We start from the raw sequence: 792 nt of genomic DNA on the forward strand, positions 1-792 counted from the left end.
AAGACTTTATCCAGGCACCTGGTCAACAAACCCTCGCCACAACCGCCCTTAACAGTCAAAGCACCAAACTTGAATGTTGCGACGTTTCAAGTCGATTCTCGGTGGGACCATCATTGGCCCGCAGGAGAAGATCACGCTCACGAGCTACTTAATAACTTCATGGAAGAACGCGCAGCCTCTTACCATAAGGCCAGAGATATTCCCTCGCTCGACGCGACAAGTTCACTGTCTCCTTATCTTGCAACGGGTATCGTAAGCACATCACAGTGTTTAAGATCAGCACTAAGCTATAATCAAGGCGAGTTTGAAGGGCGTAATGAAGGCGTCAACACCTGGATAAACGAACTACTATGGAGAGAATTCTATCGCCACCTCTTGTACGCTTATCCGAGGTTGAGCATGCATAAGCCGTTTAAGAAAGAAACAGATCAGCTACCTTGGCGTAAAGACCATCGTTTGTTTGAACAATGGAAGGCTGGAAAAACAGGCTACCCCATCGTTGATGCTGCCATGCGCCAATTAAAAGAAAAAGCCTGGATGCACAATCGACTACGCATGATTACCGCGATGTTTTTAACAAAGCACTTATTAATTGATTGGCGACTCGGTGAAGCGTACTTTATGGAAATGCTAGTCGATGGTGATTTGGCGTCCAACAATGGTGGATGGCAATGGTCAGCCTCGACAGGCGTCGACGCGGTTCCCTACTTCAGAATTTTTAACCCCACACGCCAGTCTGAACGCTTTGACCCCCAAGGACAGTTTATAAGACGCTATGTTCCTGAACTACAA

1 protein-coding gene is annotated in these 792 nt (G+C 47.1%); it reads left to right on the forward strand.

From position 1 onward, the window contains the following. The coding region (locus A3729_RS29745; RefSeq protein WP_304439798.1) for a deoxyribodipyrimidine photo-lyase at window positions 1-792 on the forward strand (792 nt) is incomplete at both ends.

It is taken from the genome of Oleiphilus sp. HI0043 (genome assembly GCF_001634935.1).